At 60.8% G+C, this 11,632-nt stretch carries 13 protein-coding genes; 2 read left to right on the top strand and 11 right to left on the bottom strand.

Annotated features, from left to right (window positions below):
* Positions 1-98: 98 nt before the first annotated feature.
* Positions 99-485, bottom strand: a complete 387-nt coding sequence (locus EIK79_RS05550; RefSeq protein WP_148094131.1) for a hypothetical protein — start codon at positions 483-485, stop codon at positions 99-101.
* A 68-nt stretch (positions 486-553) separates the two neighbouring features.
* Here EIK79_RS05550 and EIK79_RS05555 point away from each other — a divergent pair, with 68 nt between their 5' ends.
* Positions 554-1,516, top strand: a complete 963-nt coding sequence (locus EIK79_RS05555) for a class I SAM-dependent methyltransferase (protein WP_124954135.1) — start codon at positions 554-556, stop codon at positions 1,514-1,516.
* A gap of 12 nt (positions 1,517-1,528) precedes the next feature.
* On the opposite strand, the gene EIK79_RS05560 is transcribed toward EIK79_RS05555, so the two are convergent.
* From EIK79_RS05560 to EIK79_RS05605, 10 genes are all read right to left on the bottom strand, one after another.
* A complete protein-coding gene (locus EIK79_RS05560) occupies positions 1,529-3,241 on the bottom strand; it encodes a Na(+)/H(+) antiporter subunit D (protein ID WP_124954136.1) in 1,713 nt (570 codons plus the stop codon).
* Entirely contained in the window at positions 3,241-4,959 is a 1,719-nt protein-coding gene (locus tag EIK79_RS05565; protein WP_124954137.1) for a cation:proton antiporter, read from the bottom strand. Before EIK79_RS05565 ends, EIK79_RS05560 begins: the two co-directional genes overlap by 1 nt.
* Positions 4,956-6,464, bottom strand: coding sequence for a monovalent cation/H+ antiporter subunit D family protein (locus EIK79_RS05570; RefSeq protein WP_124954138.1), 1,509 nt, complete (start codon positions 6,462-6,464; stop codon positions 4,956-4,958). Before EIK79_RS05570 ends, EIK79_RS05565 begins: the two co-directional genes overlap by 4 nt.
* Positions 6,457-6,813 (bottom strand): cation:proton antiporter subunit C, encoded by a 357-nt coding sequence (locus EIK79_RS05575; protein ID WP_124954139.1) that lies wholly within the window; start codon positions 6,811-6,813, stop codon positions 6,457-6,459. Before EIK79_RS05575 ends, EIK79_RS05570 begins: the two co-directional genes overlap by 8 nt.
* Positions 6,810-7,277 (bottom strand): MnhB domain-containing protein, encoded by a 468-nt coding sequence (locus EIK79_RS05580; RefSeq protein ID WP_124954140.1) that lies wholly within the window; start codon positions 7,275-7,277, stop codon positions 6,810-6,812. Before EIK79_RS05580 ends, EIK79_RS05575 begins: the two co-directional genes overlap by 4 nt.
* Positions 7,274-7,810, bottom strand: coding sequence for a DUF4040 domain-containing protein (locus EIK79_RS05585; protein WP_124954141.1), 537 nt, complete (start codon positions 7,808-7,810; stop codon positions 7,274-7,276). Before EIK79_RS05585 ends, EIK79_RS05580 begins: the two co-directional genes overlap by 4 nt.
* On the bottom strand, positions 7,807-8,121 hold the full coding sequence (mnhG, locus tag EIK79_RS05590) for a monovalent cation/H(+) antiporter subunit G (RefSeq protein ID WP_124954142.1): 315 nt from the start codon (positions 8,119-8,121) through the stop codon (positions 7,807-7,809). The genes EIK79_RS05585 and mnhG overlap by 4 nt, the downstream gene beginning before the upstream one ends.
* Positions 8,121-8,396, bottom strand: a complete 276-nt coding sequence (locus tag EIK79_RS05595) for a cation:proton antiporter (protein WP_124954143.1) — start codon at positions 8,394-8,396, stop codon at positions 8,121-8,123. Before EIK79_RS05595 ends, mnhG begins: the two co-directional genes overlap by 1 nt.
* Complete coding sequence (locus EIK79_RS05600) at positions 8,393-9,457, bottom strand: monovalent cation/H+ antiporter subunit E (protein ID WP_233737962.1); 1,065 nt, start codon at positions 9,455-9,457, stop codon at positions 8,393-8,395. The genes EIK79_RS05595 and EIK79_RS05600 overlap by 4 nt, the downstream gene beginning before the upstream one ends.
* A gap of 223 nt (positions 9,458-9,680) precedes the next feature.
* Positions 9,681-10,835, bottom strand: coding sequence for an MFS transporter (locus EIK79_RS05605; RefSeq protein ID WP_124954144.1), 1,155 nt, complete (start codon positions 10,833-10,835; stop codon positions 9,681-9,683).
* A gap of 153 nt (positions 10,836-10,988) precedes the next feature.
* On the opposite strand from EIK79_RS05605, the gene rnhB reads away from it, so the two are divergent.
* Positions 10,989-11,630 carry a ribonuclease HII gene (rnhB, locus tag EIK79_RS05610; protein WP_124954145.1) on the top strand — a complete coding sequence of 214 codons (642 nt, stop codon included), beginning with the start codon at positions 10,989-10,991 and terminating at the stop codon, positions 11,628-11,630.
* Positions 11,631-11,632 lie beyond the last annotated feature (2 nt).

The following is an 11,632-nucleotide window of genomic DNA, read 5'->3' on the forward strand; positions in this document are numbered from 1 at the left end:
AGACGCTTCGCTCTTCTTCTTGGTTCAGAGCGACACTGTCTTGTTTTCAGGTTTAACAGAGCGGTTCCGTTTCGTTCCGGTCGAACGATTCACCACGGTCACGGCTGACTGTCTCTCAGTTCGCGCGCTGTCACTGTGACGCCCAACAGGAATCCCAAACTCCCACCGAGTGGTATCCACAACGACGTCATCTTGGTGTTACAGCCATCGTACCATGAGAGCTGCATTGTCATCGGATCGACCGAGAGCGATCGAACGACGGGGAGGGAAACACCGAACAGCTCCCACTGGGTCATACTGTCGGGACAGAGGACGGCAGTGCTCGCTATCGGAAACAAGAACGTGTACACGATGAGTCCGACGCCGATGAGAAGCAGTGCTCCACCGCCGAGCAGACGGGCGTAGTTCCCGCGTACACTCCTCGTCATCGCAGTTCGTTCACTAGTGGTGATCTTTTGAGCGAGCACATGTATCTTGTCGTTCATCCACTGCGTCAGGTGTTCATCTCCCGTCGAAGCGTCAGATTTAGTCGCACAGACCGGCGAGGGAAGCCATGAATGAGGTTCCCTGCGTTCGCGTTCGGCCGTCTGCGGGTGAGGAGACCCGTCAGAAACTCGCCGGGCGTGATCTCCTACATCCGGCATACGAAATCACCGTCTCAGAGGGCTGGCTGTACATTCCTGTGGTGGCGGTCCCAGACGGCTACACCGTTGAGGAGCACGCTGTCCCCGAGCGCGATCAACAGACGATGCCAGCGGACGTGTTGGGATTCGAGCCGTCGTACACGCGTCTCGGTGACATCGCAATCCTCGATGAGGACGATCCAGACCGGGCGAGGGAGATTGCGGACGCACTGGTTGCCTCGGATCTCCCCCTCTGTAGCGTCCTCAACCGCGCTTCGAAGGTGAAAGGCGAGCTTCGGGTGCGCGAGTGGGACGTGCTCGCAGGCGAGACGACAACGGTCCACCGGGAGTACGGCACTGAGTTCGCGCTCGATCTCGAAGCGGTGTACTTCTCTCCCCGACTCGCCACCGAACGTCACCGCGTCATCGAGCAGGTCCAGCCCGACGAACAGTTTATAGACATGTTCGCTGGTGTCGGTCCGTTCGTCGTTCCCGCCGCCGCACGCGGCGCGAACACTGTCGGTGTGGATCTCAATCCGGTTGCGATCGAGTTCCTCGAAGAGAACGCCGACCGAAACGGGGTCACTGACCGCGTGACGGCCATCAACGCTGATGTCCGCGAGATCGACTACACCGGGTGGGCCGACCGGATCGTGATGAACCTCCCACACAGCGCCGATGCATTCCTCGACACCGCTGTCAGACTGGCTGGCGATGAGTGTTTACTCCATTATTATGACATCCAACACGAAGATGACCCGTTTGGTCCTGGTGAGCGCGCCATTCGGGCGGCCGCGTCTGGGTACTCCGTCACCGTCGAAACCAGACACACCGTGCGGTCGTACGCTCCCCACGAGTTGAACGTCTGTCTCGACGTTCGCCTCAGCCAGTAGTCAGAATCAGGATCACACCACCAGCACCGCGAACGTCCCGATGAGCACGAGCGTGACGAGCAACACGCTCGTCCCGATACTAGCCTCTAACCGAACGTTTTCCCTGCCAGTGAGTCGTCCAACGGCTCGTCCCGGCTGTTCGACGACATCGATCAAAACGCGCGTGGACGCCACCACGACTCGATCGATGGCTGCGTACAGTTCGGTGACGGCGAGAACGACACCACGCGTTCCGTACAACGCCAGTGGGTTGTACAGCCGATCGATGTCGGGCACACGACCGACTCGTTTGAGCGGCTGTTTCAGGAATACGAAGCCGACGACGGCGATGGCAGCCAACGCCAGCGTCTCACCGACGTGACCGAGGGTGTACGTTGTGTACTCGAACCCGGTCGTCGGGAGGAGCGCAAACAGTGCCGACGGCGCTAACCCGTACAGCACACACAACCCGGCGACAAGAACCATCGCCACCGACTGTCCCCGATTGGCGTCGTTCACGGAACCGTCGTACGTTCCTTCAACGAACGCGCTGTATCCGAGCTTGATGAACGAGAGGAACGTCCCGACGCCACCAGCAAGCAGGAGATACCACAGCACGTCGAGGTGTTTTTTGTGTGCGGCTCCCAGAACCATCCCCTTCGAAACGAAGCCATTGAATCCTGGGAAGCCGGAGATTGACAGCGCAGCGACGGTGAACGTGATGGCCGTGATCGGCATCTTTCGGCCGAGTCCGCCGATCTTCTTCAGGCTCTCCTCACCGGTCCGGTAGATGACCACTCCGACGGTCATGAACAACAGGCTCTTATAGAGGATGTGGTTGAACACGTGACCGAACGCGCCACCGGTTGCGAGCGCGCCGCCGATCCCGACGCCCGCGATCATGTATCCGACCTGTGACTGAATGTGATAAGAGAGGAGTCGGCGCATGTCGTTTTGAAGCAACGCCATTCCCGCGCCGAAGACGGCCATCAGCCCGCCCATGTAAGCGATTGCGAGCTGTCCGTCGGGAAACGCTCGGTACATTCCGTACACGCCTGTTTTCGTCGTGTACACGCACAGAAAGACGCTCGCCGCAATGTGTGGTCGCGGATACGTATCCGGTAGCCACGCGTGCAGTCCGACGAAGCCGACGTTGACACCGATTCCGATTCCCGCGAGCACTGGGGCGACATCGCCAGCGAGCCCGCCAGCGGTTGCGGTGAACAGGAACGATCCGACGAGCACGTAGTGCCACACCACCGCTCCGAGCAACAGCGTTCCGCCGATGCCGTGTAACAGCGCGTACCGGTACCCGGCGCGCACCGCGCGACCACCGTAATACCAGACCAACAGCGTGCTGGTGACCGCCATCAGCTCCCAGAAGAAGATGAGCGTCAGCCAGTCGCCACCGAAGACGGCACCGAGGCTCGTTCCCACGTAGCCGAGCGCGAACGCCGTTTGAATCGACGACGCCTCACTCGCCCACGAGTAGAGTACGGCGACGGAACCAATGAACGCGAAGATGATCCCCATCAGTGTGGAGAACGGATCGACGTTGAGCAACACGACATCGAAGCCGAACAGCTTCGCTGGGAGGTGTTGTCCGGCGGGCATGAGCCAGACGTACGGGACGAGCACACCTGTCGTGAGAACGCCGAGTGCGTGGCCGAGCCGCCGATCGATGAAGGGTACTATCAACGCGACCGCGAGGACGGGCACGAACGGCGGCACGATCGGATCGACCATCAGACGCTCACCCCCGTCGCGCTGGTGACGACGAGTCTGACGATCCGAAGGAACACGGCAGCGTCGGGGACGATCCCGAGAACGATCGATCCTGCGGCCGCAAAGAGGATCGGGCCGAGCATGAACCACGTCGACTCCTCACCACCCCAGCCCCGGTGTTCCCAGGCCAGTTTCCCGTCGGGACCGTGATCAGGATGGAGGTTGGCTTGCGTCTCTTGGCGGTCCCGTGGTCCCTGCCCCCCGTGATCCGGTGCGTAGCCGTGATCGTCTTTCTCTCCGGCTGTATCATCGGTATCATCGGGAGCATGGCCGCCGTCGGTGACGGCTTCCCCGTCCGCGTACCGACCACCTAACACGTTCTCGACGACCGGCTTCGGGTCATCACGTTCTGGTGACTCGAAAAAGGCGGTGTACACCACTGGCCAGAAATACGCGATGTTGAGGATCCCCGAGAGGAGCAACGCACCGGTGAACAAGATGTGCCCAGTTGAGACGGTGCCAATGAGGAGGTAGTACTTGCTGACGAAGCCAGCAACGAGCGGGATACCGGCCATCCCCAACGACGCGACCCCGAAGGCGGTCATTGTCAACGGCATCCGCTTGCCGATCCCCGCCATGTTGCTGATGTCATCGGTGTGGGTTTCGACGTGCACGGCTCCGGCACAGAAAAACAGCGTGAGCTTCATGAACGCATGAGCTGGGATGTGGAGGAGTCCACCTACCAGCGCGTAGGGACCGAGAACGGCCAGCCCGAGTACGATGTACGACAGTTGGCTCACTGTCGAGAACGCGAGCCGCCGTTTGAGATTGTCCTGTCGGAGCGCGATGATGCTGGCGATTGTGAGGGTGATCGCCGCGACCGTTGCGAGCGGCAGCCCCACGCCGAGATCACCGACCAGATCCGGTCCGAACACGTCGAGGACGACGCGTGCGACGCCGAACACGCCGGATTTGACGACAGCGACGGCGTGCAACAGCCCGGAGACGGGGGTCGGTGCGACCATCGCGTCCGGAAGCCACGAGTGCAACGGCATCAACGCCGCCTTGACGCCGAACCCGGCGGCCAACAGGGCGAACGCTGCGCGTCCAAAGACGGGATCAGCGGTGGCGAGTCCTGCGATCCCGCCGGGGGTGAACGCCGTCGTTCCCGTGAGCCAGAACACGAGCACCGTTCCCGCCAGCACGGCCACACCGCCGCCGAAGGTGTACGCCAGATACTTTCGACCGGCCGCACGCGCCTCTTCGGTCCCGTCGTGGGCGACCAACGGGTAGGTCGCAACCGTCAGCAGTTCGTAGAAGACGTACAACACGATCAGGTTGGCGGCAAACGCGATGCCAATCGTCGAAGAGAGACTGGCGGCAAACGCCGCGAAATAGCGCGTTTGTGCGTGCTCGTCCAGCCCTCGCATGTATCCGATGCTGTAAAAGCTCGTCACCAACCATAACAGACTCGCAAGCAAGGCGAACAGGACGCCCAGCGCGTCTGCTCGCAACGCGAATCGAACACCCGGCACGAACGTCCCGATGTCGGTGACGTACACCTGCCCGGAAAGCACACCCGGCACCATACTCCCGACGATGCCGAGCTTCGTTCCGGCAGCGAGGAGCGTCCACGACTCGCGCAGGTCCGGTCGTCTGTGGGAGGCGAGAATCAGAACGACGGCGATTGCTGATACGAGCACTGCAGCGATCGGTCTGAGGGATGTAACGTCGGTCATGATAGCAGGTGTTCGATGGTCGGTTCAAGAAGCTGTCCGTATTCGAAGGCGACGACGCCGAGGACGACGGACAACACAGCTGCGGTCACGACCGTCATCCACATTCCCATGGAGGGAGTGGTGCCGGTACCGTCGGTGGCGACGTTGACCGCGTCTGTCGCGTCTGTCGTCTCGACGCTCGATGTGGTGACGGCCGGTTCTCGGAAGTACATGCGCTCGATGAGCCGCGCGAAGTACGCCAGTGTCAACAGCGTACTCAGGAGGATAACGGCCGCAAGCGGCCACGACTGGGTTTCGACCGCACCCAGAGCAATGTACCACTTGCCGACGAACCCGATCGTTGGCGGAACGCCGACCATAGCGAGCGCAATGATTCCGAAGGACCCCGCGCCGATGGGCAGGTGTTTGCCCAGTCCTTCGAATTCCGTGACGGTTCGGGAACCGGCGTTGGTCCCGATTAACCCTGCCGTCAGGAACAAGCCACCTTTCATGATAGCGTGACCCACAAGATGGATCGCCGCCCCCGTCAAGGCAGTGTCGTTCCCCACTGCGATGGCACCGATGATAAGGCCGAACTGTGACACCGACGAGTACGCGAGAAGCTGTTTGATCTCACTCTGTGCGACCGCGAGGAGACTCCCGGTCACGATGCTGACTACCGCTCCGGCCATGAGCACAGTTCGCGCGAACGGATTCGCTAGCAGAAAGTCCACGGTGAATACGGAGAAGACGATCCGTATCAGTGCGTACGCCGAGACCGTCGAGACAAGCGCTGATATGAGGCCACTCACCGCGTCCGGTGCACCGGCGTACGCGACTGGTTGCCAGGTGTGTAACGGGAACACGGCGATCTTGACGAACAGCCCAACCACGAGGAGTCCAAACGCAGCTTGTACGAGAGACGACGTGTACCCCACCGCGGCGAGTTGTCCGGACAGATCGGCCATGTTGAGTGTCCCTGTGGCGACGTACGCGTAGCCGATCCCTAACAGGAACAGCGACGCGCCGAACGTACCAACAAGAAGGTATTTCAGCGCGGCGAGCGCCGACCGCCCGCCCTTGCCGCTGGCGACCAGTGCGTACGCCGTCAGCCCCGTTATTTCGAGAAAGACGTACATGTTAAACACGTCTCCGGTGATGCTCATTCCCGTGAGTCCAGCGACGAGCAGGAGATACGTCGCGTAGAACGAGTTCGACCGCGGTCCTGCCGTTCGGGCGTAGCCGAGCACACCGAGAGCAACGACGGCCACCAGAACGATCATCGTCGCTGAAAGCCCGTCAATGACGAGTTCGATGCCGTAGGGTACGGTGAACCCTCCAACGACGTACTGGACGGGGTCGCCGTTGAACCCGCGGAGCGCGAGCGATCCCGTTATAGCGATCTGTACGATTGACGCGAGTGTGGCGATCGGCCATCCGGTGCGTGGACGAACGAGTCCAACGAGCAACACCGCGATGGACGCGAAGATGGGGAACACGATCACCAACGCCGGGAGATCAGTCATCCTCGCTCACCTCCCGGATCACGGTGGTGTCGAGAGTGCCGTACTCCCCATAAATGCGGACGATGAGTCCGAGCGCGACGGCGGTGAGACTCACCCCGACGACGATCGCGGTGAGGATCAACACGTGCGGGAGCGGGCTGACGTACGGTCCCGGTGCGGTCACCAACGGCGGACTTGCACCCGACACGTACGCGATCACGATGAAAAACAGGAAGATTCCTGATTGGAAAACGTTCATCCCGATGACTTTTTTCACGAGATTAGATTTATCTATCATCATGTATGTTCCGATACCCATCAGTAGGAACGCCACGAGGTAGTAGAGCCGCTCGTTCAGCAGCTCGATCACGCAGTCTCACCCCCGTTGTCCTCCATTCCGGACGCGATGACGAAAAAGAGCCCCGTCACGATTCCGGAAACGATGAGACCGATCGCAAGCTCGACCAGTTCGATCCCGTACTTGGAGGCGTGATGGATCTCATACGCGTGATACTCCAGGAACGATCCGCCGAGTAAGACGGGTCCGGTCCCGATCAGTATGAACGCGAGGACGCCGCTTCCGACGAGACCGACCGGGAGTTTCGGACCGACCCAGTTCCGCGTTGTCTCGATGCCAAACGCCATACCGAGCATGAGAACGATGGTGCCGACGATGACGCCGCCCTGAAAGCCACCACCGGAGGAATCCGCACCGTGGAACATCACGAACAACCCGAACGTGAACACGAACGGCGTGATGATGCGGACGGTCGCCATGATGATCGGACTCTCAACGTACGGTGTCGGTGTTCGCTCGTCTGTGCTGTCGCTCATTCGAACACCTCCTTCTGGAGAACGAGGAGAATCCCGACGCCTGCTGAGTAGACCACGACCGCCTCACCCAGTGTGTCGAAGCCACGGTAGGCCGCAAGCACGGCCGTGACGACGTTGTTGACCTCAGTTTCGGTGTACGCGTTTTCGAGGTAGTAGTTGGTCACGTTGTCAGTAACCACTGCTGACTCCGACGATCCGACCGGCGGCAGCGCGAACACGGTCGTCGAAAGCACTGCGACGAACGCGATCGTAATGATAAGCGCCCCGGGATTGACGCGCTCAACTGTTCGCTCGCCCGTCGGTCGCACGGTTTTGGCAATGGTCAACAGAAACAGGACCGTTATGACGCCTGCGCCGACTGCGGCCTCCGTGAGTCCCACATCCGGCGCTCGAAGGAACACCCAAACAATCGAAATACCCAGACTGTACGCGCTGAACGCGATGATCGATCCGAGCACGTCCCGCAACAGCGCCGTGACGAGGGCTGATCCCACGACGAACACCAGCAGCGCAATCTCCAGTGCTTCGTTCATGATTCTTCCTCCTCCGTCGTCCACGGTTCGATGCCTTGATCGGCCGCTGCCCGCACGATAGCGTGGGCGGCAGTGGGGTTCGTCAGGAACATGAACACCAACAATAACACCGTCTTCAGCGTCGATAGATCGCCACCGAACGTGATCGCTACCGCGGTGAGCGTCAACACTGCCCCGAACGTCTCGCTCTTCGAGGCGCTGTGTGTTCGCGTGTAAACGTCCGGAAGCCGAACGAGACCGATGGCGGCGACAACGGCGAAGAACACGCCGCTACACGTCAATAGGAGTATGAGAATCTCCTGTATCTCCATTACAGCACCTCACCCCTGTCGACCGTGAATTTCGATATTGTGATACTCAACAGGAAATTCAACAGTGCATATACGAGGGCGATGTCGAGCGCGCCCGGTTCTCCGATTGCCGCCGCTAACAAGGCGATGACGATGACGACGTTCGAACCGAGGACGTTGATCGCGACGACGCGGTCGGGCATCGTGGGACCACGAAGGATCCGGTAGACGGCGACCAGTGACGCGGTGATGAACGCGGCAGCAGCTCCAAAGAGGATCTCCGTAACGAGCGTCATGTGTTCTCATCTCCGTCGTTCATGCGTTCTCGGGGAGTTGGGATCTCCGTGGCTTCTCGGCCATAGAAGACGAAACGCACCGCCCGCTCAAGCGATCCCTCCAACAGATCTTCGTACGTGGTGGGCGTCAGCGCGTGAACAGTGAAGCGTCGTTGAGACACGTCGACAGTGAGAGTCCCCGGAATGAGCGTGATGCTGTTGGCGAACGTCGTTATCGACAGTGACGACCAGACGGCGGCGTCGAACTCAACCACCTTCGGATCGATCGGGAGTTCCGGGTGGAGAACGACGTAGGCGATGTGGAGGCTGCCTTTCACGATCTCCCACAGGAGGTACGGGAGGTACAGCGCGAGCCGTCCGAGTTGTTTTCCCGCCCGAACGGGACGAACGGGGGATGTGAGCGATACCTGCCACAGCGCGACCGAAACGACGCTGGCGCTGATCGCTCCTGTGACGAGGTCGTACGTTTCGAGCGATCCCGCGAGCAGCAGATAAAACAGGTACGAAACCCCGAACAACGCCAAAAACTGCGTGACAGTGCCGCGACGAACCAACGGCGGACTGCGCCGCTCTCTCTGGACGGGTGCCTCTTCGACATCCAAGCCGGCCTTTCGTACTTCGGCTTCCAGCGGCGGCAACAGGGGTGTCGTTCCGAGCGGGGAGAATTCAGGGTCGAACACCGCAACATCAAGATCGTGAGTGCGCGCGTACCGCACCAGAGCGTTGGCGTAATCCACCGGACTGAATAGATACTCTTCGGTGCCAATCACGGCGGTGTCGATGGTTACCCGCTCGGCGTCGTCTTCGATATCCTCCTCTGTCCACACGGTCACCCGGTCAAGGAGCGTGTCCGCTACTGTGGTTTCCTCTGACTTCGGGTCGAGCGTGGGACGCTCCGAAAGCGGATACACGAAGTGAATCGTCGCTGCTCCTTCCGTTTCGTCGGTCCGTTCGAGTGCGTGTCGGATAGCATAAGCGACGGTGTTCCGCAGCGTGACCGACTCCGACACCGGAACGAGCAGACGGAGATCGGTCACCCCGACCACCACCTCGACGAACAAGACGACGTACTAACCAGAGTAGATGACATCAATCTTCGCGTAGTCATTAGACCAGGCGGGTTAAAGGATTTCTTTCTCAATTCGGCTTAGTCGATCTCAATTTGGACGACAGCAGGACGATGCGACCGATACTTTTTGAAATTCGTATTCTCTGTGCCGGTGTTCTCCAGTCAGAGATCCCACAGCGGTGACCCCACCGCTTGAACATCCCGTTCCCGTCAGCTTACGTGGCAACGATCCGTTTGACTGCATTGGCGGCAACCACGGCGATCCCAATCTCCAGACCGCCGGCTGCGAGAAACGCCGGTAGATAGCCGTACTGATCGGTGATGATGCCGCCGATGAGGAAGCCGCTCAACATTCCGAGACTTCCGAACACGTTGAAACCACCCATTCCGACGCCGCGTTCTGTCGCCGGAACGATGTCGGTAACGAGCGCCATCGTCGTCGGTGAGACACATGCTCCACAGATCCCGCAGGCGATCAGTAACCCACCAGCCAGGGCGTACCCAGGCGCGAGTCCGATACCGATGATCGTCACTCCATACAACATCGATCCGACGACGACCGGCAGAAACCGACCGATCCGATCCGACAGCCAGCCAATGGGGTACTGCAACACGGCGAACGGCACGAAAAACAACGCCAGCGTGAGTCCTGCCTGTGCCGCGTCGAGTCCGAACGCGTCCCGGAAGTACGCGACGCCTGTCAAGGCGAAAAAGCCGGCGGTCAGCCGATCAATGTATCCGAATGCGAAGGGCACGAGGAGCGCAGGGCGGGTACGAATGTGGTCCGCGATTGCGTCAACTGGTAGCCCGGTAGCAGGACTCCGGTCCGGAATCGTTGCGGCGAGGACCGCGACACCGCCCAACAGCACCGCGCCACCGTACAGGGGTGCCAACGGGTCGACCGTCGCAAGTTGGCCGCCGGCAACGGATCCGAGTGCCGCGCCGAGTCCGACCGCCGTGCCTGCTGCGCCCATGTTTCGGCCGTGGCCGCCGGAGAGATCCATCAACATCGTAATCGACAGCGAGAACGCACCGATCGTAAACGCTCCACCGACGACCCGCAACAGGAGCACAACGCCGAACGTGACACCTAACTGAGGGACCAGCGCGACCGCGAGGTAACTGGCTGCCCCACCGGCGGCTCCGAGCACCACGAGTGGGGTCCGACGGCCCAGCGCGTCGCTCAGAACGCCCCACAGAACGGCACAAACGACGAACGCACCGAACTCCGCGACGAGAAACCACGTTCCTGCGAGAATGTCATCACCACCACCGAGGGCGGCGACCGTGTTTTCTAACCCCGGATACAGAAACACCTGTGAGACGAGCACACTCCACACGATGAGTGCGAGCCGTCCTCGGTCACTCATCGTTCAGAGGACGGCGTGCTCGCTGATCGAGACGGCGCGGTCGATGGAACCAGCTCATCATGCTCACAGTTCAATCATCGTGGTGCCGTTTTATCCCTCCGTCGGAACCGTCCCAACACAACGGTTTTACTGGTCGACGGTGGTGGGGTAGGTGTGAACGAGTTCGGTGTTGACGAGGCGGGAAAGGGACCTGTGTTAGGGCCGATGGTAGCTGCGTGTGTGGTTGCCCAACCGGACGCGCTCCCCACTGGAATCGATGATTCGAAGAAGCTCTCAGCGACGCGCCGGGAGTCGCTTGCAACCCGGCTGGTTCAGGATCCGACTGTCAGCGTGGGCGTGGCTCGGATCTCGCCCGCTCGGATCGACGACCCAACGACCGACATGAACACGCTCACGGTCGCCGCCCACGCCGAGGCGATCTCGGAAGTCATCTCGTCGTCAATGGCGGGCGTCGTTGACGGCGCGGACACCGATCCAGCCCGGTTCGCCCGGCGAGTGACCGATCGGGTATCGGTTCCAGTCGAGATCACCGCCGAACACGGGGCTGATGAGGCGTACCCGCTCGTCGGTGCCGCGAGCGTGATCGCAAAAGTCGAACGCGACAGCGCCATCACGGCGCTGGGTGCGGAGTACGGCGATATCGGTAGCGGCTACCCGAGCGACCCGACGACGCGCGCGTTTCTCGCTGAGTATGTGGGTGAGCATGGTCATCTTCCGGAGTGTGCGCGAACGTCGTGGAAAACGGCGAAAGAAGCGCTTGCGGCAGCCGAGCAGTCGGCGCTCGATTCGTTTTGAAC

The organism is Halocatena pleomorpha, from assembly GCF_003862495.1.
Taxonomy (GTDB): Archaea; Halobacteriota; Halobacteria; order Halobacteriales; family Haloarculaceae; genus Halocatena; species Halocatena pleomorpha.